Annotated in this window: 1 protein-coding gene; it reads left to right on the top strand. The window is 49.3% G+C overall.

Features of this window, described 5'->3' with window-relative positions; genetic code table 11:
- Window positions 1–193 (top strand): hypothetical protein (locus MOMUL_RS17440; RefSeq protein WP_236713143.1); only part of this gene is annotated, 193 nt, incomplete at its 5' end.
- Window positions 194–501: the final 308 nt, after the last annotated feature.

Genomic DNA, 501 nt, shown 5'->3' with positions numbered 1-501 from the left:
AACAAATGCCTTCATGCTCGCGGAGCAGTTCGCTCAAGAAAGTGTAATTGCACCCCCTGTATTTAGTTTGAGCGAGCTGCACTACCTCCTGACGGATATTATCAGGGAGGGCATGAGCGGGTTTACGACCACGATTTCCATGGGCCAGACCTGCTGGGCCAGAGGTTTGAAGTTTTTTGCCTTAAGGCGATAGGCATGGCGTTCGCTAATCCCCAAGATGAAGGCTGTATACGGTACTGAAACCTCCCCATTTAAAGCTTTTTGTAAAATAATTACCCGGTTCATTTCCATCTGTGACAAGGTAATCCTCTCCCTACTCATACTGACATTTTTACAGATGGATTTCACCCTGACAATATCACAGATGGATCACACGCAGGCGAGATAAACCCGGTCGATGCCAGCTTCGTTTAGCATATCGCTACCAGCACCCGGACTACCTGGGCGAGCAAGGCCGGATCAAAACCGGGTCTTACCTCGATGCTGGCCGGTCCTATTTTG

This window comes from Moorella mulderi DSM 14980 (assembly GCF_001594015.1).
GTDB lineage: Bacteria > Bacillota > DSM-521 > Neomoorellales > Neomoorellaceae > Neomoorella > Neomoorella mulderi.
This window is presented reverse-complemented; position numbering and strand designations above follow the sequence as displayed.